The sequence below is a fragment of the Sinimarinibacterium flocculans genome (assembly GCF_003201205.1).
Classification (GTDB): domain Bacteria; phylum Pseudomonadota; class Gammaproteobacteria; order Nevskiales; family Nevskiaceae; genus Solimonas; species Solimonas flocculans.
Map to the genome: position 1 here is coordinate 63,696 of NZ_QICN01000010.1, position 25,161 is coordinate 88,856.

20 protein-coding genes are annotated in these 25,161 nt (G+C 69.6%); 9 read left to right on the forward strand and 11 right to left on the reverse strand.

Going from position 1 to position 25,161, the window contains the following annotated elements; all coding sequences use genetic code 11:
* Positions 1-10: 10 nt before the first annotated feature.
* From C8D93_RS16255 to C8D93_RS16265, 3 genes are all read right to left on the reverse strand, one after another.
* Entirely contained in the window at positions 11-778 is a 768-nt protein-coding gene (locus C8D93_RS16255) for a DUF1365 domain-containing protein (protein WP_245903938.1), read from the reverse strand.
* Positions 779-791: 13 nt separating this feature from the next.
* A complete protein-coding gene (locus C8D93_RS16260; RefSeq protein WP_110266286.1) occupies positions 792-2,114 on the reverse strand; it encodes an NAD(P)/FAD-dependent oxidoreductase in 1,323 nt (440 codons plus the stop codon).
* 102 nt (positions 2,115-2,216) lie between these two features.
* Positions 2,217-2,864, reverse strand: a complete 648-nt coding sequence (locus C8D93_RS16265) for an arylesterase (RefSeq protein ID WP_211307394.1) — start codon at positions 2,862-2,864, stop codon at positions 2,217-2,219.
* Between C8D93_RS16265 and C8D93_RS16270 the strand changes: the two genes are divergently transcribed.
* The 3 genes from C8D93_RS16270 to C8D93_RS16280 all read left to right on the forward strand — a co-directional run bounded on the left by C8D93_RS16270 (position 2,863) and on the right by C8D93_RS16280 (position 7,178).
* Positions 2,863-3,537 (forward strand): ABC transporter ATP-binding protein, encoded by a 675-nt coding sequence (locus tag C8D93_RS16270; protein ID WP_110266287.1) that lies wholly within the window; start codon positions 2,863-2,865, stop codon positions 3,535-3,537. The two genes, C8D93_RS16265 and C8D93_RS16270, sit on opposite strands and share 2 nt — an antisense overlap.
* Entirely contained in the window at positions 3,530-6,007 is a 2,478-nt protein-coding gene (locus C8D93_RS16275) for an ABC transporter permease (protein WP_245903940.1), read from the forward strand. The genes C8D93_RS16270 and C8D93_RS16275 overlap by 8 nt, the downstream gene beginning before the upstream one ends.
* Positions 6,008-6,185: 178 nt before the next feature.
* Complete coding sequence (locus C8D93_RS16280) at positions 6,186-7,178, forward strand: malate dehydrogenase (RefSeq protein ID WP_110266289.1); 993 nt, start codon at positions 6,186-6,188, stop codon at positions 7,176-7,178.
* A 56-nt stretch (positions 7,179-7,234) separates the two neighbouring features.
* Here the strand turns inward: C8D93_RS16280 and C8D93_RS16285 are convergent, their stop codons facing one another.
* From C8D93_RS16285 to C8D93_RS16295, 3 genes are read right to left on the reverse strand one after another with little or no spacing between them, the layout of a single operon-like run.
* Positions 7,235-8,173 (reverse strand): NAD-dependent epimerase/dehydratase family protein, encoded by a 939-nt coding sequence (locus tag C8D93_RS16285; protein ID WP_110266290.1) that lies wholly within the window; start codon positions 8,171-8,173, stop codon positions 7,235-7,237.
* 4 nt (positions 8,174-8,177) lie between these two features.
* Positions 8,178-9,206 carry a glycosyltransferase gene (locus C8D93_RS16290; protein ID WP_170124067.1) on the reverse strand — a complete coding sequence of 343 codons (1,029 nt, stop codon included), beginning with the start codon at positions 9,204-9,206 and terminating at the stop codon, positions 8,178-8,180.
* Positions 9,203-10,198 carry an SPOR domain-containing protein gene (locus C8D93_RS16295; RefSeq protein ID WP_170124068.1) on the reverse strand — a complete coding sequence of 332 codons (996 nt, stop codon included), beginning with the start codon at positions 10,196-10,198 and terminating at the stop codon, positions 9,203-9,205. Before C8D93_RS16295 ends, C8D93_RS16290 begins: the two co-directional genes overlap by 4 nt.
* 193 nt (positions 10,199-10,391) lie before the next feature.
* Between C8D93_RS16295 and C8D93_RS16300 the strand changes: the two genes are divergently transcribed.
* The 3 genes from C8D93_RS16300 to C8D93_RS16310 all read left to right on the forward strand — a co-directional run bounded on the left by C8D93_RS16300 (position 10,392) and on the right by C8D93_RS16310 (position 13,738).
* Positions 10,392-11,852 (forward strand): RimK family ATP-grasp domain-containing protein, encoded by a 1,461-nt coding sequence (locus C8D93_RS16300; RefSeq protein ID WP_110266293.1) that lies wholly within the window; start codon positions 10,392-10,394, stop codon positions 11,850-11,852.
* The gene (locus tag C8D93_RS16305) at positions 11,849-12,319 is read left to right on the forward strand and encodes a GNAT family N-acetyltransferase (RefSeq protein ID WP_245903941.1); all 471 of its coding nucleotides are present in this window, start codon (positions 11,849-11,851) and stop codon (positions 12,317-12,319) included. Before C8D93_RS16300 ends, C8D93_RS16305 begins: the two co-directional genes overlap by 4 nt.
* Before the next feature lie 66 nt (positions 12,320-12,385).
* Positions 12,386-13,738: a DUF1329 domain-containing protein gene (locus C8D93_RS16310; protein WP_110266294.1), complete on the forward strand. Its 1,353-nt coding sequence runs from the start codon at positions 12,386-12,388 to the stop codon at positions 13,736-13,738.
* Positions 13,739-13,792: 54 nt separating this feature from the next.
* Here the strand turns inward: C8D93_RS16310 and C8D93_RS16315 are convergent, their stop codons facing one another.
* The 3 genes from C8D93_RS16315 to plsB all read right to left on the reverse strand — a co-directional run bounded on the left by C8D93_RS16315 (position 13,793) and on the right by plsB (position 18,281).
* Positions 13,793-14,869, reverse strand: a complete 1,077-nt coding sequence (locus C8D93_RS16315; protein WP_170124069.1) for a DUF3080 family protein — start codon at positions 14,867-14,869, stop codon at positions 13,793-13,795.
* An 88-nt stretch (positions 14,870-14,957) separates the two neighbouring features.
* Positions 14,958-15,695: an FKBP-type peptidyl-prolyl cis-trans isomerase gene (gene bamJ / locus C8D93_RS16320; protein WP_110266296.1), complete on the reverse strand. Its 738-nt coding sequence runs from the start codon at positions 15,693-15,695 to the stop codon at positions 14,958-14,960.
* Positions 15,696-15,791: 96 nt separating this feature from the next.
* Complete coding sequence (plsB, locus tag C8D93_RS16325; protein ID WP_110266297.1) at positions 15,792-18,281, reverse strand: glycerol-3-phosphate 1-O-acyltransferase PlsB; 2,490 nt, start codon at positions 18,279-18,281, stop codon at positions 15,792-15,794.
* 83 nt (positions 18,282-18,364) lie between these two features.
* Here plsB and C8D93_RS16330 point away from each other — a divergent pair, with 83 nt between their 5' ends.
* The 3 genes from C8D93_RS16330 (at position 18,365) to C8D93_RS16340 (ending at position 22,494) form a co-directional block, all read left to right on the forward strand.
* Positions 18,365-18,838 carry a DUF4112 domain-containing protein gene (locus C8D93_RS16330; protein WP_110266298.1) on the forward strand — a complete coding sequence of 158 codons (474 nt, stop codon included), beginning with the start codon at positions 18,365-18,367 and terminating at the stop codon, positions 18,836-18,838.
* A gap of 197 nt (positions 18,839-19,035) precedes the next feature.
* On the forward strand, positions 19,036-20,523 hold the full coding sequence (locus C8D93_RS16335; RefSeq protein ID WP_110266299.1) for a peptide MFS transporter: 1,488 nt from the start codon (positions 19,036-19,038) through the stop codon (positions 20,521-20,523).
* A 21-nt stretch (positions 20,524-20,544) separates the two neighbouring features.
* Positions 20,545-22,494: a M2 family metallopeptidase gene (locus tag C8D93_RS16340; protein WP_110266300.1), complete on the forward strand. Its 1,950-nt coding sequence runs from the start codon at positions 20,545-20,547 to the stop codon at positions 22,492-22,494.
* 128 nt (positions 22,495-22,622) lie between these two features.
* Here the strand turns inward: C8D93_RS16340 and C8D93_RS16345 are convergent, their stop codons facing one another.
* The gene (locus C8D93_RS16345; RefSeq protein WP_245903943.1) at positions 22,623-23,240 is read right to left on the reverse strand and encodes a YdbL family probable chaperone protein; all 618 of its coding nucleotides are present in this window, start codon (positions 23,238-23,240) and stop codon (positions 22,623-22,625) included.
* A 65-nt stretch (positions 23,241-23,305) separates the two neighbouring features.
* Positions 23,306-25,111: a hypothetical protein gene (locus C8D93_RS20765; RefSeq protein ID WP_170124070.1), complete on the reverse strand. Its 1,806-nt coding sequence runs from the start codon at positions 25,109-25,111 to the stop codon at positions 23,306-23,308.
* Positions 25,112-25,161: the final 50 nt, after the last annotated feature.

Below are 25,161 nucleotides of genomic sequence, written 5' to 3' on the forward strand. Positions count from 1 at the left end.
GGTCTGTCCGTCAGCTCACGTCCGGCCGCAGCGGCTCCGGCTTGCGATGGAATCGCGCGCCGCGCAGCCACAGCTTCAGGGCCTCCCAGTGGATGCCCGCCACGACCTTGGCCGTCATCCACGGCATGCGCAGGACCTGTCCGAGTATCGCCGCATCGGTCAGCGCCCGGCGCTCGCCGGCCAGCGTCGCATCGAGAATCGCCTCGCCCTCCCGTGTTTCGTGGATCGCCACGCGGACACGCGCATCGGGCGCCCCCAGCGTGAAGCGATACTGCCCGAGCCGGTCGAGAAACGGCGAGACATGGAACACCTTTTCCTTCTCGATCGGCACGTCATACGGCAGTGGCGCACCGTCGGATGCAAGCAGGTAGCTGTGCTTCTCGCCGAAGGTGTTGTTGACCTCCGCGATCACCGCGCGCAAGCGGCCGTCGCGGTGATCGCAATACCACAGGCTGATCGGGTTGAAGGCGAAGCCGAGCACGCGCGGAAAGGTCAGCAGGCGGATGCGGCCGCCGTCGAGCTCGATGCCGCGACTGCCCAGCAGACTCTCGGCCCAGGCGCGCAGACCGCGACCGTCGCCGTGGTCGCGCGTGCGCAGCGACAGCAGGTTGAAGCGGTCGACCGAGAACAGGCGCAGGCGCGACGACAGCGCATCAAGCCGGTCGACGTCGACGAGCAGGTAGAAGACGCGGTAGACGAAGCGGTACAACGGCGGCACGCGACGCCGGTGCATCACCCGCGTCGCGTACAGGCAGCCGTCCCCGCTCCCGTTCGTCACCGTCCCGTCCCCCTTACAGGCCCGTCGCCCAGGACGGCAGGCATTCGCGGTCGATGCCGGCGATGCAGCGCAGACCCGAGAGCAGGCCGTCCTCATGGAAACCATACCCCGTCCATGCCCCCGCCCACCACAGGCCGCCGTTGCCCTGGATGCCGGCAAGCCGTCGGTGCGTGCGCACGCTCCCGGGGCCGTAGTGCGGGTGGTGGTAGACCGTGTCATAGACGATGCGGTCGCCGGAGATCTCGCGCGTCGGGTTCAGCGTGACGACGTAGTTCACCGGGCCGTCGATGCCTTGCAGCAGGTTCATCCAGTAGCTGCCCGAGATCGGCCGGTCATGGACCTCGCGGTCGAAATCGACCCCGCGGTAGCCGGACACGTCGGCGCCGAAGGCCGTGTCGTTGATGTAGTTCCACGAGGCCCAGGCGCGCCGGCGCCGCGGCAGGTAGCGCTCGTCGGTGTGCAGCACGACGCGGCTGGCGTTGTACGGGATGCCTTCGAGCACTTCGCGCTCGGCGGTAGCGGGGTCGGCGATCAGGCGCAGGGCCTGGTCGCTGTGCGTGGCGCAGACGACGCGGTCGTAGCGTTCGCTGCCGACGTCGGTCGTGACCTCGATGCCGGCGTCACTGCGGGCAATGCGCGCCACCGGCGTGCGCAGGCGCGCGGTGCCGGAGTAACGTTCGAGCAGCGCCCGGACATAGGTATGACTGCCGCCGATCACCGTATGCCAGGTCGGCTGCTGCGTCGCCGTGAACAGCGAGTGCGCGTCGAAGAAGCGCATGAAATCCGCGGCCGGATACTCCATGGCCTGGCGCGGCGAGCAGCTCCAGATCAGGCCGGCCATCGGCAGCAGGTAGCGCGCCTGCAGTTCGGCGGAAAAATCCGCGTCGCGCAGAAAGTCGCCGAGTGAGCCGCCGGGCAGGGTGTCGAGCTTCAGCAGGCGGTTGCAGACCCGGTTGAGCCGCAGGATCTCCGTCAGCAGTCGCAGATGGCCGGCGCGCAGCAGATTGGCGGGTTGCGCGAACACGGTGAGCAGGTTGTCGCTGCCCTTCCACTCGTAGGCGCCGTGGTTCAGCGAGACGCCGAAGGACATGCTCGTCGGCCGCGTGCGCACGCCCAGCTCGCCGAACAGCGCCGTGAGATTCGGGTAGTTGATGCCGTTGTAGACGATCCAGCCGGTGTCCACGGCCTGTACGCCGCTCGCCGTCGGCACCTCGATCGTATGGGTGTGCCCGCCGACGCGATCGTCCTGCTCGAACAGCACGACCTCATGACGCCGGGCGAGGTAGAAGGCGGCGGACAGGCCGGCAATGCCGGAGCCGATGACGGCAATCTTCATCAGAGTGGATGGCGCGAGAATGCGGGGATCGCGCCGCCTTATACGCGAATCCCGCGACGCGGGATGCGCGGGCGCGTCACAAAACGGCGCGGACCGGCAAGCTCAGGGCGCCGGCAGCGCGGCCTCGAGGGTCGGCCATACGGCATCGAGCATCTTCGGCTGCGAGCCTGCGTTCGGGTGGATGCCGTCGTCGAGAAACGCATCCGGGTCGAGTGCGATGCCGGCCAGGAAGAACGGCACCAGCGGGGCGTCGAGCGCTTCGGCTGCCGAGGAGAACGCCTGCTGGAAACCATGGCTGTAGACCGGCCCGTAGTTGCTGGGGATGCGCATCTCGAACAGGACCGGTGTCGCGCCGGCGTCGCGGCTGAGCGTGGCCGCGCGGCGCAGGTTGTCTTCGAGCTTGTCCAGCGGCAGTCCGCGCAGGCCGTCGTTGCCGCCGAGTTCGATCAGAACCATTTGCGGCTGGTGGCGGTCCAGTAACGCAGGCAGTCGTGCCAGCCCGCCGGCGGTGGTTTCGCCGCTGACGCTGGCGTTGACGACGCCGTGCGGATAGCCTCGGTCCCGCAGCCGTTCCTGCAGCAGCGCGACCCAGCCGCGTTCTGCCGGAATGCCGTAGGCGGCGCTGAGGCTGTCCCCCAGAACCAGAATCGTCGGTGCGGACCCGGCGGAATCCCCGGCCGTACCGGTTTCGGCGCGCGCAAGGCACGCGGCGCAGGCCAGGACGGCGGCAAGAACGAGACGGAGCATCATGGTGGCAAGGACGGTGGTCGCCGCACGCGGCGTCGGCAAGGAGGTTAGCAGCGGTGGCGCGCCGCTGACGATTCTGGGCGGTGTCTCGATGGAGGTCGCGGCCGGCGAGTCGCTGGCCATCGTCGGCCGCTCCGGCTCCGGCAAGACCACGCTGCTGTCGCTGCTGGCGGGGCTCGACGTGCCGAGCGCCGGCGAGATCGAGCTCGACGGCACGCGCATCGACGGTCTCGACGAGGATGCGCGCGCCGGGCTGCGCGCCGGCCGTGTCGGTTTCGTCTTCCAGTCGTTCCAGTTGCTGTCGGGCTTCACCGCCCTGGAGAACGTGATGCTGCCGGCCGAGCTCGCCGGCCTCGCCGACGCGCAGGAGCGCGCGCGCGCCGCGCTCGACCGGGTTGGTCTGGGTAAGCGCCTCGACCACTATCCGCATCAGCTCTCCGGCGGCGAGCAGCAGCGCGTGGCGCTGGCGCGCGCGTTCTGCGGCGAGCCGGCCATCCTGTTCGCCGACGAACCGACCGGCAATCTCGACACCACCACCGGCACGCAGATCGTCGAACTGCTGTTCGAGATGAACGCGGCGCGCGGCACGACGCTGGTTCTGGTGACCCATGACGCCCAGCTGGCCGCACGCTGCGGCCGCACGATCACGCTGCGCGACGGGCGTCTCGATGGCTAGCGCGACCGCCTACGCTGCGCGACGCCTGCGCCGCGGCTGGCGATCCGGCGAGCTGGTCGTGCTGGCGCTGGCGCTCGCGGTCGCGGTGTCGGCCGTCTCCGCGGTGAACCTGTTCACCGAGCGCGTGCGCGCGGCACTGGAAGCGCAGACCGGCGAGGCGCTGGGCGGCGACCTGCTGTTCCGTTCGCGCAAGCCGCTGCCGGACACGCTGGTGGCGCCGTCCTCCGGGGTGCGCAGCGTCGACACCGCGTCGTTCGCGACGGTGGTGTTCGCCGGCGAGGCCTCGGTGCTGGCGTCGATCAAGGCGGTGGGCGAGGGGTATCCGCTGCGCGGCAGCCTGCGCATCGCCGACGAACCCTTCGGCCCGGCGCGCGAAGCGGCGGGGATTCCGCCGCCGGGCGAGGCCTGGGCCGATGCACGGCTGTGGCAGGAACTGCGCCTGCAGCCGGGGACGGCGGTGCAGACCGGCGCCAGCGAGCTGCGCGTCACGCGGGTGCTGGAGAACGAGCCGGATCGCGGCAACGGCTTCGCCGACCTCGCGCCGCGCCTGATGATCAACGCCGCCGATCTTCCGGCGACGCAGCTCGTCGGTCCGGGCTCGCGCGTCGAATACGTACGCCTGTTCGCCGGACCGCCGGCCGCGCTGGCGCCCCTGCTCGAGGCCGAGCCGCCCGAGAACGTGCGCCGCCTGCGGCCGCAGGAGGCGCGTCGCGAGATCCGCAACTCGCTCGATCGTGCCGGGCAGTTCCTCGACGTGGCGATCCTCGCGGCCACGCTGCTGGCCTGCGCGGCCGTCGCGCTGTCCGCACGCCAATACGGCGAGAAGCTGCGCGACGAGATCGCCCTGCTCAAGACCCTGGGCGCGCGCCAGGCGTTTCTCGGCCGCGCCCTCGTCGCCCAGTTGCTGCTGCTCGGCACCGTCGGCTCGCTGCTCGGCGCCGCCGTGGGTTACGGCGTGCAGGCCGGCATCGCCGCGCTGCTGACCGACCTGCTGCAGCTCAGCCTGCCGCCGGCGCCGTTATGGCCCCTGCTCGCGGCCGCCGCGCTGGGGCTGCTGATGCTGCTCGGCTTTGCCGCGCCGCCCCTGCTGGCCGCGCGGCGCACGCCGCCGCTGCGCGTGTTCCAGCGCGTCGAAACGGGGTCCGGCGGTGCGCGTGCGATCTGGCTTGCGGCGCTGGCGACGGCCGCGGCGCTGCTGTGGCTCGCGACCGGCGACCCGAAGATGGCGATGGCCGTGCTCGGCGGCTCGGCGGCGGCACTGCTCGCGCTTGCGGGGCTGGCCTGGCTGCTGGTGCTGGCGCTGTCGCCGCTCAAGCGCGCGGTGGGCATGTCATGGCGCTTCGGGCTCGGCAACGTCGCGCGGCGTCGGCGTGCGACCGTCGCCCAGGTGGCGGCGCTCGGCCTGGCACTGATGGCGCTGCTGTTGGTCTCCGTCGTGCGCGAGGACCTGCTCGTGAGCTGGCAGGAAAAGCTGCCGGAGAACACGCCCAATCAGTTCCTTATCAACATCCAGAGCGACCAGGTCGAGCCGCTGCGCCGCTTCTTCACCGAGCGCGGGCACGGCGAGATCGAACTGTGGCCGATGGCGCGCGGGCGCCTGGTTGCGCTCAACGGCGCGGCGGTGACCGCGGACTCCTTCGACGATCCGGAAACGCAGCGCTGGATCAATCGCGACTTCAACCTGTCCTGGGGCACGGCGCTCAATGAGGACAACCGCATCATCGAAGGCGAATGGTGGGGCGAATCGGGCGCCGGCCAGCCGTGGCTGTCGGCCGAGGACTATGCGATCGAGCGCCTCGGCCTGAAGCTCGGCGACACGATGACCCTGGATTTCGCCGGCGAGGCGGTGACGCTCACGGTGACCAACTTCCGCACCGTCGGCTGGGACAGCTTCAAGCCGAACTTCTTCCTGCTGACGACGCCCGGGGCGCTGTCGGACGCGGTGCCCAAGCAGTGGCTGTCGAGCTTCCGCCTGGCGCCGGAGAACCGCGCGCTGCTGCGCGAACTCGTCGCGCAGTTCCCGAACATCACCGTGCTCGACATCGAGGCGATGCTGCAGCAGGTGCGCGGCATCGTCGAGCGCATCGTCACCGCGGTCGAGTTCATCTTCCTGTTCACGCTCGCCGCCGGCCTGTGCGTGCTGCTCGCCGCGATCGAGGGCACGCGCGCCGAGCGCGTGCGCGAAACGGCGCTGCTGCGCGCGCTCGGCGCGCGCGCCGGGCTGATCGTGCGCGGCCTGATCGCCGAGTACGCGGTGCTCGGCGCGCTGGCCGGACTGGTCGCCGCGATCGCTGCGCAGACCGTGGCCTGGGTGCTCGCCGAGCAGGTGTTCCGGATTCCGTACGGGCCGCGACCGTTGCTGTGGCTCATCGGCACGCTGCTCGGCGCCTGCGTCGTCGCCGTTCTGGGCTGGATTTCGCTGCGGCCGACGCTGAACACGCCGCCCAAAACCGTGCTGCAGCAGGCCTGAGGGGTGGAGGGATGGTGTCCTGTCGCGTGCCGGCGGCACCCGCAGCGATTCCGAACGCCCGGCCGTGGATGGCCAGGGCGAAACCCATAAGGGCCGGGACGGGCCGGGAACGGGTAAAATCGCGGCCCCTCCCGGCCGTCCGGCCGCCGCCTACTGTTCCGAACCACGGAGTTCTTTGATGAAAAAGCCCGTCAAGGTCGCCATCACCGGCGCCGCCGGCCAGATCGCCTACTCGCTCATCTTCCGCGTCGCGTCCGGCTCGATGCTCGGACCCGACCAGCCGGTGATCCTGCAGCTGCTCGAAGTGCCGGTGCCGGAAGTGCAGGAGAAGCTCAAGGGCACGATCATGGAGATCGACGACTGCGCGTTTCCGCTGGTCGCGGGTATCGAGGCGCACGGCGATCCCATGACGGCGTTCGAGGGCACGGACTACGCCCTGCTGGTCGGCGCGCGTCCGCGCGGCCCCGGCATGGAGCGCAAGGATCTGCTGACCGCCAACGGCGGCATCTTCGGACCCCAGGGCAAGGCCCTGGCCGCCAAGGCGTCGAAGGACGTGCGTGCGCTGGTCGTCGGCAACCCGGCCAACACCAATGCGCTGATCGCCGCGACCGCTGCCGCCAAGGGCGGTCTCGATCCGAAGCAGATCCACGCGATGGTGCGCCTCGACCACAACCGCGCGGTCTCGCAGCTTGCCACCAAGACCGGCGTGCATGGCAACGACATCGACAAGGTCATCATCTGGGGCAACCACAGCTCCACGCAGTACCCGGACATCAGCCACACGACGATCGGTGGCAAGCCGGCGAAGTCGCTGGTCGACCAGGCCTGGATCGAGAAGGACTTCATCCCCACCGTGCAGCAGCGTGGCGCCGCGATCATCAAGGCGCGCGGCCTGTCGTCGGCGGCCTCGGCCGCGTCGGCCGCCGTCGATCACATGCGCGACTGGGCGCTGGGCAGCAACGGCAAGTGGGTGAGCATGGGCGTGCCCTCGGACGGCAGCTACGGCATCGCGCCGGGCATCGTCTACGGCTATCCCTGCATCTGCAAGGACGGCCAGTACGAGATCGTGCAGGGCCTGTCGGTCGACGAGTTCTCGCGTGCGCGCATGACCGCGACCGAGACCGAGCTGCGCGAGGAGCGTGCGGCGATCGAGGACCTGCTCAAGGCCTGATCGGCTTCGCTGCCGGAAAAAGCCCGCCCTCGTGCGGGCTTTTTTCTGTCCGCGGCTCAGCCGCGCAGCCAGGCCTCGAAGGCGCCGCGGCTGTCGTACCGCGGCGTGTAGCCGAAGGCCGACTTCAGGCGGGCGTTGTCGAGCACCGGTCGGTAGGCCAGGAAGTCGACCTGCCCCGCGGTGTAACCGCTCAGGCGCAAGGCGTGGGCGATGCGCAGCGCACCGCGGAGTAGGCCCGGCGGCAGTTGCAGCATGGGCTTGTGCAGGCGCTCGGCGATCTCGGCGAGGCGCATCCAGCCGTCGCCGGCAACGTTGTAGGTGCCGGCGGCCCCGGTCGCCAGTCCGTGCGCGATCGCACCGGCGACATCGTCGAAGTGCACGAAACAGAAGGGGCTGTCGTGTCCGCGCAGCCCGAGGATGCGCCGGCCTTCGAACAGGGCGGTCACCGGCGTCGAACGGCCGGGTGCGAGCACCGTACACAGACGCAGGACCAGCCGCCGCGGGCCGTCGGCCTGTGCGGCGAGCCAATGCTCGATTTCGGCCTTGTGCGCGGCATACGGAAAGTCCGGGTGCGGACGCAGCGGGAAATCCTCGGAAACCGGGACCGGCAGGTCCGGCGCATAGCCGTAGGCGGCGCCGCTCGAAGCGACGACGAACTGCCTCACGCCGGTTTCGACGCATGCGCGGTAGAGGCGCTGGGTGCCCCCGACCTCGAGGGCATGGATGCGGTCCGCATCGCGCCCGGCCTGCGCCGCCACCACCGCCGCGAGATGCACGACGTGCGTGATCCGGTGCTCGCGCAGCAGGCCGCTCCAGTCGGCATCCGCGAGGTCGGCGGCGACGAAGCGCTGCGCGCCGGGGTCGTCGGCCGGCCGTCGCAGGTCGCTGGCCACGACCTGCAATGACGGCTGCGCCTGCAGGCGGGCGCACAGTGCGCGGCCGACCAGCCCGGCAGCACCGGTGATCAGGACGGTCGGCGAAGCGAGATCGCTCATGGCGTCATCCACGGTCGAGCAGGGAAGGGCCGGCGAGCAGGGCCGCCACGGCCGCCGCGCCGGCGAGTGCGTCGGTGCCGCGATGGGCGAGCAGCGGCGCGAGCAGGCGGTCGTAGCGGTGCAGCCAGCGGCCGTCGTCGTGGTGGCGCACCAGGTCGAGCAGCAGCGCCAGCTGCCAGGCGTTCTGCCGGATCAGCCGGCCGCAGGCCATCACCCCGCGCAGCCCGCGGCGCAGACCGGCGGCGCGCAGCTGGCGCAGGGCGGCCGCGCGAAACGGGGCGAGCCGCAGGCGCCGGGCGTCCTTCTGCGCGGCATAGGCGTGACCGGCCTCGGCGACGAAGCCGCCGAGCAGGCCGGCCTGCTCCATCGCCATCATCAGGGCCATCAGCGCGTAGCGTGGCGCGTGACCCTCGGCCTCGAAGCGCCGCGCGGAGGTGAGCAGGCGATGCGGCAGCAGCAGCCAGCGACCGTGCTCGAAGATGCGGGTGGCGATCCGCTGGTCTTCGAACAGCGCCAGAGACTCGTCGTAGCCGCCGAGGGCGGCGAAGTCGTCGCGGTGGATCAGCAGGCCCTGGTCGCCGTTGATGCTGTACGGACGGTTGGAGGCGCTCTTGGCTTCGAGCAGCGCGAACAGCATGTCGTGACCGGCCTGTCCACGCGCAAAACGCAGCGCGAAGTGCCCGGCGGGCGGCGGTGAGGGTGTGTTCCGGCGTGCCGTCGCCACGGTGTCGAGGGCCTCGGCGAGCTGGTCCGGATCGGTGAACTGCGAATCGGCGTGCAGGAACAGCAGCCACGGGTGTGCCGCCGCGGCAGCGCCCGCGTTGAGCTGTCGGCCGCGCCCGCGGCCGCTGCGGACGATCCGCGCGCCGCGCCGCCGGGCAAGCGCGACGCTGTCGTCTGCGGAGCCGCCGTCGGCGATGACGCACTGCAGCGTGATGTCGCGCTGGCTGGCGAGGCTGTCGAACAGTGCCGGCAGCGTCAGCGCCTCATCCAGCGTCGGGACGACGACGCTGAGCTGCCGCAGGGGCCTCACGGCAGCTGCGTGACCCAGGCACTGGACAGGCCGCGTCGCTTGCGGATCGCCGCGATGTCGTCGGCGGCGTCGGCCTTCTGCGGATAGCTGCCGCTGACGACGCGCCAGGTCGTCGTGCCGTCGTCGCGCGCGGCCGCGATCACTGTGGCGTCGAGGCCGAGACCACGCAGTCGCGCCGCCTCGCCGTCGGCGCGGTCGCGCTCCGGCAGCGACGCCAGCACGATGGTCCACTGGCCGGCGCCGGCCGGCGGCGCGGGTGCCGGCTCGGCAGACGGCTCCGGGGCTGGGCGTTCGGGTACCGGCGGCGGTGGCGGCTGCGGCGCCGGCGTGACCGTCGCCACCGTCGATGCGGCGGCTGCCGCCGCCGCTGCCAGTCGCGTGTCCGCGGTCGTGCGCAGCAGGCGCGGGGCCAGCGGCCCGGCCGCCGCGGCGTCCAGGTGCTGCAGGCCGCCGGCGGTGACGCGCAGGCAGGCGCCGGGTTCGTCCAGCCGCTGCGGGCCGGCGGGCGTCTGCATTTCCACCGCGCCGGCCACCAGGCAGACCTCGTCGAAGGCCGATGCACGCTCCATCCACACTTCGGCGCCGAACACGCGCATGCGCACGGCGCCGAGGTTGATGCGCAGGTCGGCCGGCGTCGTGCCGGCGGTACGGCTGCTCGCGCGCAGCGTGCCGGCCTCGTGCACCAGGCGCACCAGGTGCATGCGCGCCGGCGGATCGACCGCCTCGATGCTGTGCAGCAGCACGCGGCTGTCGTCGCCGAGGGCGAAGCGGCCCACCGGTTCGAGCTGCAGCTCGACACGGCCGGGGCGCGCCGTCTGGAGGCGCACGCCCGGTTCGATCGCGTCGGCCGGGCGCACGGGGTTGTAGATGCTGTCGCGCACGATCCCGACGTCGCCGGCCGTGGCACTGACCCCGAGTGCGGTGGCCGCCGCCGTGCCCGGCGCGAGGCACGCGAGCACGAGCATGGCCAAACCGGACTGACGAGCGTTCATCGGACCCTTCCCCCTTGGCAGCGTTGCCGGCGCAGTGCCAAGAGTAGGTGCAACGCGAGCAACTGTCAGCCACCGCGGCGAGCGCGCGCTTAGACTTTTGCGCGTCGCTTGCCTACGATGCTCGCGCCCAGCCACCGCCCGCCATGCCCGACCCGCTTCCTGTCGATCCTCTGCCCGCGGCAACCCGTCCGACATGAGCGGCATCGTCGTCGTCGACCAGCGCGCCGACTGGCCGGTGGATATCCCCGGCATGGAGGTCGTGACCGCGTGGGACTACCTGACCCACGAGATGCACACCCGCGCGCGGCGGGTGCGCGTGTACAACCTGTGCCGCTCGTTCGCCTACCAGTCCACCGGGTACTACGTCTCGCTGCTGGCGGGCGCGCGCGGCCACAAGCCGCTGCCGGAAATCACGACGATCCAGGACCTCAAGCTCGCCGAGAGCCCGCGCATCGTCAACGAGGAGATCGAGGAACTGATGCAGCGCTCGCTGGCGCGCATCGGCTCGAGCGAGTACGTCCTCAACATCTATTTCGGGCGCAGCCTGGCCAAGCGCCACGAGCGGCTCGCCAGCTTCCTGTTCAACCAGTTTCCCGCACCGTTGCTGCAGGCGACCTTCGTCTACAAGGGCGACGAGTGGCGCGTGGAGTGGGTCGGTCCGATCGCGCTGGGCGAGGTGCCGGCCGCGCACCACGAATTCCTGTACGAGGCGGCGCGGGACTACTTCGAGCGCAAGCGCAGCCCGCGCGTGCGCCGCGAATCGGCGCGATATGACCTGGCGATCCTGGTCAACGAGGACGAAAAGGAGCCGCCGTCGAACGCGCGCGCGCTCAAGCTGTTCGAGAAGGCCGCCGAGGACCTGGGCTTCGACGTCGAGTTCATCGACAAGAGCGACTACGGCCACGTGGCCGAGTTCGACGCCCTGTTCATCCGCGAGACCACCGCGGTCAATCACCACACCTACCGTTTCGCGCGCCGCGCCGCGCGCGAGGGACTGGTCGTCGTCGACGATCCACTGTCGATCCTGCGCGCCGCCAACAAGGTGTTTCTCGCGCAGCTGATGGAACGGCACCGGATTCCGCAGCCGAAGTCCATGCTGATCCACTCGCGCAACCTCAAGCAGGTGGCCGAGACGCTGGGCTTCCCGTGCGTGCTCAAGCAGCCGGACTCGCAGTTCTCCAGGGGTGTGATCAAGGTCGAGTCGGCGGCCGAACTCAAGCGCAAGGCCAGCGACATGCTCGAGCGCTCGGACCTGATCATCGGCCAGGGTTTCGAGCCGACCGAGTACGACTGGCGGGTCGGCGTGCTGGACGGTCAGCCGCTGTACGCCTGCCGCTACTTCATGGCCAAGGATCACTGGCAGGTGGTCAAGCGGGCCGGCAACGGTGCCAAGGTCGAGGGCAATCACGAGACGCTGGCGATCGAGGATGCACCGCCGCAGGTGGTGAGCATCGCGGTCCAGGCGGCGCGCGCGGTCGGCAGCGGCCTTTATGGCGTCGATCTCAAGCAGTTCGGCAAGGTCGCCAAGGTCATCGAGGTCAACGACAACCCGAACATCGATCATGGGGTCGAGGACCTGGTGCTCAAGGACGCGCTCTACCGCCGCATCATGGAGTACTTCATCCGGCGCCTCGAGGCGCGCACGCGCACGTGAGCGCAGCGGCTTCGCAAGTGCGTGTGCGGGCCGCACGCGCCGGCGACGCTGCCGGCATTCTCGCGCTCGAACGGAGTTTCCCCGGCGATCGCATGAGCGTGCGCAGCGTGCGGCATTTCCTGCGCGTGCCGACGGCGAGCGTGCGCGTCGCCGTCGCCGGCGGCAACATCGCCGGCGCCGTCATCCTGTTGCTGCGGCGCAACAGCCGCTGGGCGCGCATCTACTCGGTGGCGGTCGATCCGGACTATCGCGGACAGGGCATCGGCCGTCGCCTGATCGTTGCCGCAGAAGCCGACGCGCGGCAACGCGGCTGCTGCGGCGTCGCGCTCGAAGTGCGGGAAGACAACGTGGCGGCACGGACGCTTTACGACGGTCTGGGCTATCGCATCGATGCCGTTCTGCCGGACTATTATGAGGACGGCGCACCGGGTATCCGCCTGCGCAAGCCGTTCAGCGCTCTGGTCTGAAATTACCGCTAGATGGACATTCCAAACTGCTCTATCGTAAGCAGGCTTATCTGAGGAGAGAGAACAATGAAACGTGCTTCGCACGTCGCGGCGGCCCTGATGTTCGCGACCCTTCCGCTGGCCGCCAAGGTTTCCCAGGAGGAAGCGGACAAGCTCAAGACCACACTCACGCCGATGGGCGCGGAGCGTGGCGCCAATGCCGACGGCACGATCCCGGCCTGGGAGGGCGGCCTGACGACGGCGCCGCCGTGCTACAAGGGCAAGAAGCATCGCTACTGCGATCCGTTCCCGGACGACAAGCCGCTGTTCACGATCACGGCGCAGAACTACAAGGAACACGCCGACAAGCTCAGCGCCGGCCAGAAGGCCATGTTCGAGCAGTACCCGGGCACCTACAAGATGAAGGTGTATCCGACGCGGCGCACCGCGGGGTACGCGGATTTCGTCTACGAGGCCACCTACAAGAACGCGCTCAACGCCGAGCTGATCAGCGAGGGCGAGGGCCTGTCCAACGCGTCGGTCAGCGTGCCGTTCCCGATTCCCAAGTCCGGCAAGGAGCCGGTTTGGAATCACAAGGTGCGTTTCCGCGGCGTCGGCACCACGCGCTGGAACGTCCAGGCCGCGGTGACCACGGGCGGCGACTACAACCTCGTGAAGATCACCGAGGACATCAAGTTCCACTACAACAACCCGGAAGTCGGTCCGGACGAGATCGACAACGTCCTGATCTACTTCCTGCAGATCGTGCGTGACCCGGCACGCTTGGCCGGCACGATCACGCTGGTCCACGAGACCATGGACCAGGTCACCGAGCCGCGTCGCGCCTGGCAGTACAACCCGGGCCAGCGTCGCCTGCGTCGCGCACCGAACGTCGGCTACGACAACCCGGGCACCGCCGCCGACGGTCTGCGCACCAACGACCAGCTCGATCTGTTCAACGGCGCGACCGACCGCTACACGTGGAAGATCGTCGGCAAGAAGGAGGTGTACATCCCGTACAACTCCTACGACATGTCGGGAGAGAAGTACAAGTATTCGGACATCCTGCAGAAGGGTCACATCAATCCCGAGCTGCCGCGCTACGAGCTGCATCGCGTATGGGTGGTCGAGGGTGAGGTGAAGCCGACGACCTCGCACATCTACGCCAAGCGTCGTTTCTACATCGACGAGGACAGCTGGCAGATCGCGCTGGTCGACATCTACGACCGTCGCGGCGCGCTGTGGCGCTGGCAGGAAGGCCATTCGCTGCAGGCGTATGCCGAGCCGTTCTACTCGCCGGCGATGGGCACGGTCTACGACCTGCAGAGCGGCCGCTACCTTGCGCTGGAGTTCAGCAACGAGGAGCCGGAAGCCTACGTCAAGGACTTCCCGATCCAGTACTTCGATCCGTCCAACGTGCAGAAGCAGGCCACGAAGTAGGACATCGATCCGCTGTGCGAAGAAGGGGCGCCCATGCGGCGCCCCTTCTTCGTTTCACGGCTCCCGTGTGTCAGTGCCCGGCATCAGCGCGCACTGGCGCAGCACGCGCTGCCAGGCCTCGACGTGGCGGACCCGGGCGGCGCTCCAGCGCTGCCACAGCGAGTCCGGGCCGTCGCCGAGGGCGCGGCCGCGGAAGCGTTCGAAGGCTGGCGGCCAGGCGACACGCTGGCTGTCCAGCAGACGGGCATGGGCGTCCAGCCACGCGCGGCCGCCCCGCTGGACCTCGGCGAAGTAGGGCTGCACCTTGCCCGCGTAGTAGCGGTTGAAGACGCGATGCAGCACGCGCCCCCTGGGGGTGGGCCGGTTCTGGGGGCAGACCGCCGCGGCCGCGGCGTGCTCGAGCGCCGTGGAGGTGGCATCGAGCTCGCCGGTCAGCAGCGCGAGGCTGCGCAGCAGTCCGCCACCGTAGCGCGACTGGGCGAGCTGCTCCAGCGCCCGCTCCAGCGGCGCCAATGCAAGGCCGTCGGCCGGGGCATCGAGCAGCGCGGACAACCCCTGGAGGTGATCGAGTGCTGCCAGCGCGGCCTGGCGTCGCCCCGGTGCTTCCGGCGGCAGCGGCGGTGCCGCGGGCGAGAACGCCTGCTCGAACTCGGGGCTGTCGTAGCTCAGTGCCCACCAGACGGCCGGCAGCACGTCGCGCTTGGCGGCGTCGATCTCTTCGAGCCGTTCGAGAAACTCCCGCTGTTCCTCGTCGGCGGGTTCCTGTCGCCCGAGCCGCGCGCGACAGCGATCGAGTCGCAGGCGGAAACGCAGTTCGTAGTCGAAGCGGCTGGTCGCCGGCCAGTAGCGACCGAGGATGCTGTTGCGTTCGGAAACGAGATGATCGAGTTCGCAGTCCGGCAGGTCGAACAGCAGCTCCCACACGCTGCCGCGCACCTCGGGAATCGCCACCGCGCGATCCCGGTGCGACGGGTACGCCGGCACATCCGGATAGACGGGATTCCCGACGTCCGCTCCGGCGGCCCGCTGCACGCGGGCGCGATAGTCGGCCAGCAGGTCGTCGGCCTGCGGCGCGCAGCCGCAGGCGAGCAGGGCGATGATCGGCGGCAGGAGTCGGCGCGCGGCGTCCACGCCGGCATTATCGACGGACGCCTGGGGCCGACCCAACGAAAAACGGCGGCCGCAGGGCGGCCGCCGTCCGGAGCACCGCGAGGCGCTCTTACTTCTTGGCTTCGTCCTTCTCGATCGAGATCAGCTCGACCTCGAACACCAGCGTCTCGTTGGGGCCGATCTTGACGCCGGCGCCACGCTCGCCGTAGGCGAGCTTCGAGGGAATGACGAACTTGTACTTCGAACCCGGCGTCATCAGCTGCACGCCCTCGGTCCAGCCCGGAATCACGTTCGACAGCGGGAAGGTCACCGGCTGGCCGCGGGCGTAGGAGCTGTCGAACTCCTCGCCGTTGATCAGCGTGCCCTTGTAATGCACGGTCACGCGGTCCTCGGCGGTCGGCTTCTCGCCCTTGCCCTCGGTGAGCACCTCGTACTGCAGGCCGGACTCGGTGGTCTTCACGCCCTCGCGCTTGGCGTTCTCGGCGAGGAAGGCCTCGCCCTCCTGCTGTGCCTTGGCGGCCTGCTCGGCACGCTCGGCCTGCTGGCGCTCCTGCATCTTCCGGGCGACGCTGTTCTTGATCTCTTCGCGCGCGGCGTCGTCGAGCTTGGGCGTGGTACCGGCGAAGGCATCGTCGAGACCGGCCTTGAGCGCGGCGATGTCGACGTCGCCCTTGACCGGCTGCAGCGACTTGCCGAGATCGACGCCGATGGCGTAGCCGAACTTCTGGGCATCGGTGTCGAGCGACGCCGGCGCGGCGGCATCGGCGGCACCCTGCTCCTGCTGTGCACAGGCGGCAAGCGCCGCGAGCGCAAGCGCGGCGGCCGTCAATCGAAAGGCTTTGTTCATGTTTCCCCGCAGATACGAAAAAAGGGGCGTAACGGCCCCAGGCGTTCCGGATTATAGCGCGCGGCCCATGACACGCGACCCGCGACACCGGGGGATTCAGGCGATTGGCGCGCCCTCGGCCGGTTCGGGCGTCTTGCGCCGCGACAGCAGCTGCAACAGCATCTGCCGCGACTCGTCCGACAGCAGCTCCTGCGAGCGTTCGGCGATGCGTTCGATGCGCGCGTCGACTTCCAGGCTCTGGTCCTCGCGCTGGCGCAGCAGGCCGATGTCGATGAGCGTGTTCAGATACCCGCGGAACAGGGCCTTGTCGAAGAATTCCGGTGCATCCCGGCCGGTGAGGATGGCCATGCGCTCTGCCAGCATGCGGCAGTCCTCCTCGACGCGCTCGCGCTTGAGATCCTGCGGCCCGCGACGTTCGGCGGCGAGCAGCAGCGCGGTCATGCAGTAGCGTTCGAGCGTTTCGTTGAGGACGCGGCCGAGCATCGCCAGCGTCGAGTATGCCGGCTGGCCGGCGTCGGGGCGCCGCAGGCGATCGCCTTCGCGGGTGAGCAGGCCCAGCTGCAGCATCACCTCGATCCAGCGCCGCGTCGTCGCCTCGCATTGCGCACTGTCCTCGGCGAGGAAGAACTCGGTGCGCAGGAACGGGTGCAGCGCGCGCACGGCGGTCACGACGAGCTCGTCGGTCAGCAGCAGGCGCGTGCGGAACAGGTTGGCGACCAGCGACGGGATCGCGAACAGGTGCTGGATGTTGTTGCGGTTGTAGGTCAGCGGCACGGCATCGCGCGCGGACACGCCATAGAGGTCGCCCCAGGCGTGCGGCACGCGTACTGCGCGGACGATGGGGGCGGCGAACTCGACGATCGCGCGCGGGGCCGTTTCGGGAATGTACTGGTGCTCGCTCGCCGGGTTGCCCTTGAGCAGCCACACCAGATGGCCGATCTGCTCGACCAGCTCGTCCTGCGAGACGACCCGCTCGGGCGCGGACAGCAGCGCGACCGCGGTCAGGCCGGCCGGATTGGCGACCGCCGCGGCATTGACGCGGCGTGCGTGTTCGAGCGCCAGTTCGCTGACGAAGCGCTTGAACCCCGGCGGAAGACCTTCGGACTCGGCGGTGAAGTGCGTGCGCCAGCCGTCGAGGTGCCGGTCGGCATAGTCCTGCAGGCGGATCGGCTCGCCGAAGTTGATGTAGGCCTTGCCGTAGGACTTGCCGAGGATCTTGCCGGCCTTGAGCAGGCCTTCGGCCGATTCCTTCTGCTTCTTGGCGCCGCGCAGCTCCTTGGCGTAGCTCGACACCTCCCAGGCGCGGTCGTATCCGACGTAGACCGGTACCAGCAGCACCTTGCGGGCGCGCTGGCGCAGGCCGGCCTCGACGACCATCGACAGCAGGCCGGTCTTGGGCGCGAGCAGGCGCCCGGTGCGGCTGCGGCCGCCTTCGGGGAAGAACTCGATCGCGTAGCCGCGCTGGATCAGCGAGTCCACGTAGGCGCGGAACACGGCCGTGTAGATGCGATCGCCGGAGAAGCTGCGGCGCATGTAGAAGGCGCCGCAGCGCCGCAGCAGGCCGCCGACCGGCCAGAAATTCAGATTCACGCCGGCCGCGATGTGCGGCGGCACCAGGCCGGCGTGGTACAGCGAATACGAGGCCAGCAGGTAGTCGGCATGCGAGCGGTGCGCCGGCATGTAGACGATCTCGTACTGCTGCGCCCATTCGCGCACGCGCTCGAGCCCGCGAACGTCCACGCCGGAAAAGACACGCTTGAACACGAACACCGACAGCAGGCGCTCGAGGAAGCGGATCGCGGCGGTGGAGTAGTCCGCGGCGATCTCCTCAGCGCACTTGCGTGCGTACGCGCGGGCCTTCTCGCGGGTCAGCGCCGGGCCGGTCTCGCGCGCGATCGCCTGTTCGACCACCGGCGTATTGAGCAGGGACTGGATCACCACGTGGCGACGCACCAGCGTCGGCCCGAGCGCCGCGGTACGTGCCCGCAGAAAATGGAAGTGCAGCGCGCGGATCAGCTTGCGGATCGCCGTGGTCGCGTCCTTCTCGCGGTCGACGGTCTCGCGGAACGACAGCGGCAGGCCGAAGTTGGCGAACACGTTGCGGCCGTTGGCCAGCATGATGAAGAACTTGCGCACACGCCCGGCCTGGACGCTGTCGGCGAAGATCAGCTTGAACCAGCTCGTCTCCGAGCCCGGGTCGCGGCCCCAGAAGATCGACACCGGCACCACCTGCGCCTCGAAGGACTTGGTGGCGATTCCGGTCTCCATCAGGCGCAGCAGGTCGGTGTTGCGCACCCGCGTTTCCAGCAGCGCCGGCATGTAGACCACGCCGGCGCGTTCGGGCGTCGGGAAGTTCGAGCCGGTGCGGCTCGGCTGCGGCAGGCCGAGGTCCTTGCAGATCCGGTCGAGCACGAAGTAGTCGACCCAGGACCGGTTGGAAAGGACGAACACCACCGGCTTGGCCGGGTCCAGGCCCAGGCCGGGAATCAGCGGCTCGGGGGCATTGCGGTAGCGGATGAAGGCGTTGAACGGCCGGAACAGCCACCACACCAGCTCGTACAGCACCCGGTTGAGCAATGCGCGCATGGGTCTCCCATCGGCCCCTCAGCGGCGGCGACCGAGCGATCTGCGGATAATGCCGCGAGTTTAGCGCAGCGACCTGAACCGCCATGACCGACGCCGAAACCCTGCGGCAGGCCCGCGCCGCCCGCGAGCGGGCGGAGCAGCTCTCGCGGCTGCTCGACACCGCCGTGGGCATTCCCGGCACCCGTATCCGCCTGGGCCTCGACGCGCTGATCGGCCTGATCCCCGGCATCGGCGACGCCATCGGCCTGCTGCTCGGCGGCTGGTTCCTGCTCGAGGGCGCCCGCACCGGCGCCCCGGGGTCGACGCTGCTGCGCATGGCCGGCAACCTCGCCGTGGACGCGCTGGTGGGCGTCGTGCCGCTGCTCGGCGACCTCCTCGACATTGCCTTCAAGGCCAACCGGCGCAACGCGAAGCTGCTGATCGAGCATCTGGACCGCGTGGAGGGCCGGCGACCGCCGGCGCCGCGCTGGCAGAACTATGCCCTTGCCGCGGCCGTCGTCGCCGTATTGCTCTTCGCAATTTATGGCCTGTGGACGCTAGCCGCCCGCTTGTTTTGAGCCCTCCCAGCTTGTTCACGGCGCTCGGCGGGCTACGCGGCGATACCGCTAACCCGCCCTACGATTCTTGGCTTGTTTTGAAAGGCGAGGCCATGGATGGCCTCGGCTTGCACAGGATGTGCATGAGGAAATACACCCATGCAGCCGGTGATCCCGGCCGGGCATAGTGCGGCGCGTCGTCAAATATCTGCCATGAAATGACCGAAAAGACCTGGGCCGGACATCCGCGCGGCCTCTCCACGCTCTTCTTCACCGAAATGTGGGAGCGCTTCAGCTACTACGGCATGCGCGCGATCCTGGTGCTGGCGATGGTCGCCGGCGTCGAGACCGGCGGCATGGGACTCGACGACCAGACCGCGACCGCGGTCTACGGCATCTACACCGCGGGCGTCTATCTGCTCGCGGTGCCGGGCGGCTGGATCGCCGACCGGCTGCTCGGCCTGCAGCGCGCCGTCTGGTACGGTGGCATCCTGATCGCGGCCGGCCATTTCACGATGGCCCTGCCGTTCGGCCCGACCTTCTACCTCGGCCTGCTCCTGATCGTGCTCGGCACCGGCCTGCTCAAGCCGAATGTCAGTGCGCTGGTCGGGCACCTGTATCCCGGCGACATGGGGGCGCGTCGCGACGCCGGTTTCTCGATCTACTACATGGGCATCAACATCGGCGGATTCGCCGGCCCGCTGGTCTGTGGCCTGCTCGGCGAACGCGTCGGCTGGCACTGGGGGTTCGGCGCGGCCGGCGTGTTCATGGTCCTGGGCCTGATCCAGTACCGGATGACCAGCCACTATCTCGGCGGTGCGGGCGTGGAGCCGCAGCTCGGCGATGCCGCCGGGCGCCGCCGCGGCTGGATCGCGGTCGGCTCGGCGACGGTGGCGCTGCTGGCCGTGGCCTTCGCCGCGATGGCCGGCCTGTTCGTCATCGACGCGGTGGCCATGGCCTCGGCCGGCGTCTACGTGATCGTCGGTGCCGCCGCGGCATTCTTCGCCTGGGTGATCGGCTTCGGCGGGCTCGATGCCGATGAGCGCAAGCGCGTCGGCGTGATCGCCGTCTTCTTCGTCTGCGCCGCCGTGTTCTGGTCCGGCTTCGAGCAGGCCGGATCGAGCTTCAACCTGTTCGCCGAACGCTATACCGACCGCGTGATGTTCGGCTGGGAGATGCCGGCCTCCTGGCTGCAGTCGGTCAACTCGCTGTTCATCATCCTGCTGGCGCCGGGTTTCGCCGCGCTGTGGGTGCACCTGGGCCGGCGCAATCTCGATCCGTCGATCCCGGCCAAGTTCTCGCTCGGCCTGATTCAGATGGGCCTCGGCTTTCTGGTGCTCTACTTCGCCGCGCAGTTCGTCGTCCAGGGCGAACAGGTGCTGCCGACCTGGCTGATCCTGACCTACCTGCTGCATACCACCGGGGAACTGTGTCTGTCGCCGGTCGGTCTGTCGGCAGTGACCAAGCTCGCGCCGCCGCGCTACGTGGGGCAGATGATGGGGACCTGGTTCATGGGGGCTGCACTGGGCAATCTGATCGGCGGACTCATCGCCGGCTACTTCGGCGACGACAGCGTCGCCGAGATGCCGTCGCGCTTCATGACCGTGTTCCTGACCACGGCCGGCTTCGGCGTGCTGCTGGCCCTGTTCATCGGGCCGATCAAGAAACTCGAAGGCCGGGCCGACGGCTCGGCGACATCACACTAGAAACACCCGGAGAGGACGCAAATGCTTGTAACCCGAATCGGTTCCGGAGCGCTGCTGCTGATGGCGGCGCTGGGCCTGGCTGCCTGCGGTGGCGGCGGCGAGCAACCGCAGTCGGCCAGGAAGCCGGTGCAGACCGCGGCATCGGCGGCCGATGCCGACGCCTTCGTCGCCGGCATCAACGACGACTACCGCGAGAAGCTGCCGTACTTCAGCGCCGCGCAGTGGGCGCAGGCGACCTACATCACCGACGACACGCAGCTGCTGGCGTCGCGCGCCAACGAGGAGTGGCTGGAGTACCTTAGCCGCAAGGTGCAGGAATCCAAGCAGTTCAACGAAGTCGACGCGAGCGACGACACCGAGCGCGCGATCCTGCTGCTCAAGCTGTCGACGGCGAACCCGGCGCCGAGCGATCCGGCGAAGCGCGCCGAGCTGGCCAAGATCCTGTCGAAGATGGAAGCCAACTACGGCTCCGGCAAGTGGTGCAAGGCCGAGGGCGAGTGCCTGAGCCTTCCGGAGATCGAGAAGATCGTCAACGACCCGACGGCCACGCCCGAGGCGCGGGCCGAGGCCTGGCTCGGCTGGCACGAGACCGCCAAGCCGATCCGCGAGGACTACGTGCGCTTTGCCGAACTGGGTAACGAGGGCGCGAAGGAGCTCGGCTTCGCCAATCTCGGCGAGATGTGGCGCGCCGGCTACGACATGAGCCCGGCCGAGTTCGACGCCGAGGTCGAGCGCCTGTGGCAGCAGGTCAGCCCGCTCTACGATGCACTGCATTGCCATGTGCGGGGCAAGCTCAACGCCGAGTACGGCGACGAGGTCGTGCCCAAGGACGGCCTGATCCCGGCCCATCTGCTGGGCAACATGTGGGCACAGCAGTGGAGCAACATCTACCCGCTGGTCGAACCGTATCCGGGCGTGGGTTCACTCGACGTCACCGCCGCTCTCAAGGCGCGGCGCGACGGCGAGTACAAGCGCCTGCTGTCCGAGTTCAAGGGCAAGCCGACACCGCTGGACCTCGCCGAGCTTGAACATCAGGCCGACGCCGCGATGGCGGTGCAGATGACCAAGATCGCCGAGGACTTCTATACCTCGCTGGGCATGCCGGCGCTGCCGGAGTCGTTCTACGACAAGTCCCTGCTGGTCAAGCCGCGCGATCGCGACGTCGTCTGCCACGCCAGCGCCTGGGACATGAACATGCAGGGCGACGTGCGCATCAAGCAGTGCATCGAGCCGGACGAGGAACAGCTCAGCACGATCCACCACGAGCTCGGCCACATCTACTACTACCTGATGTACAACGGCCTGCCGCCGGTCTTCCAGGGTGCCGCGCACGACGGCTTCCACGAAGCGATCGGCGACGTCGTCACGCTGTCGCTGACGCCCGAGCACCTGGCCAAGATCGGTCTGGTGCCGCAGCAGGAGATCGACAACAAGGCGGTGATCAACTCGCAGATGAAGTGGGCGCTCGACAAGATCACTTTCCTGCCGTGGGGCAAGCTCGTCGACCAGTGGCGCTGGAAGGTGTTCGCCGGCGACCTCAAGCCGGCCGACTACAACGCCGGCTGGTGGGATCTGCGGGCGCAGTACCAGGGCGTCTCGCCGCCGGTCGCGCGCAGCGAGGCAGACTTCGATCCGGGCGCGAAGTACCACATCCCGGGCAACACGCCGTACACGCGCTACTTCCTGTCGTTCGTGCTGCAGTTCCAGATGCAGAAGGCGCTGTGCGACGCCGCCGGCTACGAAGGCCCGCTGCACGCCTGCGACATCTACGGCAACGAGGAGGCGGGCAAGCGCTTCATGGACATGCTCGCGCAGGGCGCCAGCCGGCCGTGGCAGGAGACGCTGGAGAAGCTGACCGGTACCCGCGAGATGGATGGCAGCGCGCTGATCGAATACTTCGAGCCGCTGCTGGCCTATCTCGAGGAGCAGAACGAGGGCCTGAGCTGCGGCTGGGAGGCTGCGAAGCGCTGAGGTCCGGGATCGCGTCACGAAAACGGCACCTTCGGGTGCCGTTTTCCTTTCCGTGCCGGATCAGTGCCGCAGCTGCCGCAGACCCGGGGGCGGGGCGGCGGGCGTGATTCAGGCCACGGCTTGCGTCGTCACTTCTGCGCCCAGGCGCCGCTGTCGTTCTGATACCACCATCCCGGTTGCGCCTTCGCGATCCAGCGGCCGGCAAAGACCTCGCGGATCTGCGTCTCCCACTGCGGCTGGCCGTTGGCGACGGCGATCTCGCGGTACAGGGCGGCGCGATCGGCGTTCTCGTTGCCCACGAGCGTGCGCACCCGGTTGCGCTCGGCCAGCGGTACGGCGGACGGATCGCGCACGGCGACGAAGCCGTCGGCGCCGAGGCCCACCAGCCCCTGGTCGAGCAGCGGCTTGAGGTCGGTGAACCGGCGCTCCATCTGCGTCTTCAGCCGGGTGATCTCGGGCGAGGTCGCATCCAGATTCGGTTCGGCGGCTTCGGCGGCCGGAATCAATCCGTCGAGGGTCCACTTGAGCGCGCCGGCAGCCGCGACCAGCAGCGTGCCTCCCGTCAGCGACGAGGTCTCGCCGCCGCCCGGCGCCGGTGCAGCACTGTCGCCCCAGACATCGTCGATGATGCGGTCGGCGGCCTTCTCGGCCGCCGCGGCCGGGAAGTAGACATTGATCGTGACGCAGGCGGCACTCAGTGCGATGGCGGCGAGGCATCCGGCGCGCATCAGGCTCAGGGTGTTCATGGCGGACATCCGGTGTTCGGCGATGGCCCAGTATAGGACGCGCCCGCGAACCGGCGATGAACCGGTCAGGAACCGTCGATGCGGGCCGGGCCGGTCCTGCCGATGCTGCGCAGCTGCGACATGAACACCGGCCAGCTCACCCGGCGCGAGTAGCCGACGACGTCGATCCGCGGCAGGCCCCAGCCCTGGACCAGTACGTAACCGTCGCCCTCGTCGGACGGCCGGATGCCGTCCATGCGGCAGATGCCGTTGTCGAGCACGCAGCGCCAGCCGATGCGGCGGTAGGCGAAGTCGTCGAAGAAGCGCATCACGCCGCGCGACAGCAGGCCGGTGGGGCCGCCGCCCACTGCCGAGATGTTGTCGATCGCACGCTGCGAGATGCGCTTGCGGCTGCGATCGCCGGGCGTGGAGTACAGGTGCGCGTCCATCGCCACCGGCTCCCAGCCGATCAGCCGCAGTCCGTCGATGTCGCCATCGAGGCGGCCGGTGATGCGGCCGAAATCGAAGGCGCCGGTGAGCGCCGCGAGATCGAGCCGGCGCAGGTGCACGTCGGCGGCGACGCGCGGCAGGACGCCGAACGGCTCGATGATGCGCAGGTCGCTGACGCGGATCTCGCCGTCGAAAGCCGACGCGCTCAGGGCGCCGTCGAGGAACAGGCGGCCGTCTCGCAGTTGCAGGCCCGGCACCGAGCCCGACAGCGTGCCGGCGAATTCAGGCCAGCCGAGTGCCCGGCACAGGCCGGCGAGGCCGATCGGCCGCAGGCGCGCCGCGAAGTCGGCCTGCAGCGCTTCGCTGCCGAGCCCGGACAATGCGAGGCGTTCGATGGCGAGGCTGCCATCCAGCAGCGGTACGTCCACGGGTTCGCGCAAGGCGAACCGCCGGCCGGCCGTCTCGAAGCGCCACTGGGCGGCGCCGACCGGAATGCGGCCGATCTGCCCGGAGCGCCACGCCAGACGGGACGCCCGAGCCGTCCCCGCATCGGTCCATGCTATGCGGCCGTCGAGGCCGTCGAACCCGGCGGCGAGGTCGGGTGCGGTCACGGAGAGATCGTCGAGCGTCGCATCCGCCTGCACGAGCCGCCCGTTGTCGACCGTGGCGGCAAGGCGCAGTGCACCGTCTGCCTGCAGGCCGCGCAGCCGGGTGGTCGCGAGCGCGGCCTGTGCATACGGCACGAGCGGGGCGGTATCGGCGATGTCGACGTCGACCTGCAGTCGGTGCCGTCGGGTCCAGTCCGAGAGGCGCAGCTCACCGCTGGCCGCCACGGTGGCGGCGCCGGGCAGCCGAAGCTGCAAGCGCCCGATCTGCAAGGCGTCGGTGCCGCTCAGACTCAGCGCTGCCTCGAGCGCCAGCGGCTGCGTGTCGAGATCGACGAACCAGGGTTCAACGTAGGCCTGACCGCCCAGGCTTTGTGCCTGTACCTGTAGGCGGGTCTCGCCGTCGCGCCGGTCGATGTCGCCGGAAAGGCCCAGCTGCAGGTTTTCCGCGGCCAGCCGGCCGTCCTCGCTGTCGTGCTGCAGGCGCAGGCGCGCCTGCTGCAGCGTCAGTTGCCAGCGGTCGGCGGTTGCGACGTGCGCAGCGCCGGTCGTCTCGAGCGTGGCACCGTCCAGGCTCGCGCGCAGGCGCAGTGCGCCGCAGCGGACGCCGTCGTCGGTCCGCAGGCGCACGCAGTCCAGTTCCGCGTGCAGCGGGTGCGGCAGGGCCTGCCCCTGCGCACGGGTCTGCAGCCGCACGCGACCGTCGCGATGCCAGTCGGCCGCGACGTCGCGCAACTGCCAGCCGCTCGCGTCGACGCGTCCGATCCGGAGCTCGACGCGATCGACCGCGGCCGCGGGCGCGGCAATCAGCAGCATCACGAGCAGGGCGGTGCGCATGCCTGCATGATGCGCTGCAAGCGGTCTCGCTGCAGCGGCGCCGCTGCTAG

Coding starts and splice junctions, on each gene's coding strand:
- C8D93_RS16260 (WP_110266286.1), bottom strand. CDS start 2,114: ATGAAGATTGCCGTCATCGGCTCCGGCATTGCCGGCCTGTCCGCCGCC.
- C8D93_RS16270 (WP_110266287.1), top strand. CDS start 2,863: ATGGTGGCAAGGACGGTGGTCGCCGCACGCGGCGTCGGCAAGGAGGTT.
- C8D93_RS16265 (WP_211307394.1), bottom strand. CDS start 2,864: ATGATGCTCCGTCTCGTTCTTGCCGCCGTCCTGGCCTGCGCCGCGTGC.
- C8D93_RS16275 (WP_245903940.1), top strand. CDS start 3,530: ATGGCTAGCGCGACCGCCTACGCTGCGCGACGCCTGCGCCGCGGCTGG.
- C8D93_RS16280 (WP_110266289.1), top strand. CDS start 6,186: ATGAAAAAGCCCGTCAAGGTCGCCATCACCGGCGCCGCCGGCCAGATC.
- C8D93_RS16285 (WP_110266290.1), bottom strand. CDS start 8,173: ATGAGCGATCTCGCTTCGCCGACCGTCCTGATCACCGGTGCTGCCGGG.
- C8D93_RS16295 (WP_170124068.1), bottom strand. CDS start 10,198: ATGAACGCTCGTCAGTCCGGTTTGGCCATGCTCGTGCTCGCGTGCCTC.
- C8D93_RS16300 (WP_110266293.1), top strand. CDS start 10,392: ATGAGCGGCATCGTCGTCGTCGACCAGCGCGCCGACTGGCCGGTGGAT.
- C8D93_RS16310 (WP_110266294.1), top strand. CDS start 12,386: ATGAAACGTGCTTCGCACGTCGCGGCGGCCCTGATGTTCGCGACCCTT.
- bamJ (WP_110266296.1), bottom strand. CDS start 15,695: ATGAACAAAGCCTTTCGATTGACGGCCGCCGCGCTTGCGCTCGCGGCG.
- plsB (WP_110266297.1), bottom strand. CDS start 18,281: ATGCGCGCATTGCTCAACCGGGTGCTGTACGAGCTGGTGTGGTGGCTG.
- C8D93_RS16330 (WP_110266298.1), top strand. CDS start 18,365: ATGACCGACGCCGAAACCCTGCGGCAGGCCCGCGCCGCCCGCGAGCGG.
- C8D93_RS16335 (WP_110266299.1), top strand. CDS start 19,036: ATGACCGAAAAGACCTGGGCCGGACATCCGCGCGGCCTCTCCACGCTC.
- C8D93_RS16340 (WP_110266300.1), top strand. CDS start 20,545: ATGCTTGTAACCCGAATCGGTTCCGGAGCGCTGCTGCTGATGGCGGCG.
- C8D93_RS16345 (WP_245903943.1), bottom strand. CDS start 23,240: ATGAACACCCTGAGCCTGATGCGCGCCGGATGCCTCGCCGCCATCGCA.
- C8D93_RS20765 (WP_170124070.1), bottom strand. CDS start 25,111: ATGCGCACCGCCCTGCTCGTGATGCTGCTGATTGCCGCGCCCGCGGCC.